This is a genomic window from Bombella pollinis, assembly GCF_026385485.1.
GTDB classification, from domain to species: Bacteria; Pseudomonadota; Alphaproteobacteria; order Acetobacterales; family Acetobacteraceae; genus Bombella; species Bombella pollinis.
This window is the reverse complement of sequence record NZ_JANIDX010000020.1, coordinates 1-430: the sequence shown is the minus strand read 5'-3', so window position 1 is coordinate 430 and position 430 is coordinate 1. Positions and strand designations below refer to the sequence as shown.

Genomic DNA, 430 nt, shown 5'->3' with positions numbered 1-430 from the left:
AAAAACCTAAGCCGACATTAGCACCATGCCGCTAATCACTTTGGTAGGAATAGTTACATCAACGTGCATTTTAATTATTATTTAATTAACTTTTTTGGTAGATGACGTCTCTCAAATTTGCGTCAAGCGTTAAGTGGGATAACGGATGTACCAGAATGCGATGAAAATCGAGATGAAAAAGCCTAGCTGTAGCTTTTTTCTCTTGTTTTTGGGAAGCATGGTATGGGGGTTAGCTGTTAATGCGCTCCCTACTTATGCGGCACCTGCTGGTGCGGTAGCGACAGCGGCGGCTAGTGATGGGGCCAAGACCTCTCCGATGGTGATGTCCGGTACCGCAGGAGAATGGGGGTATCGTTGTCTATTTCCCCCGACTAATCCGGCAGAAGGACCGCAATTCTGCGTAATGCAGCAAAGCCTAATGATGCAGGGA

At 46.7% G+C, this 430-nt stretch carries 1 pseudogene; it reads left to right on the top strand.

Annotated elements, in window-relative coordinates:
- Window positions 1-217: 217 nt before the first annotated feature.
- Window positions 218-430 (top strand): annotated as a pseudogene (locus NQF89_RS08830) (hypothetical protein); the annotation flags it as partial.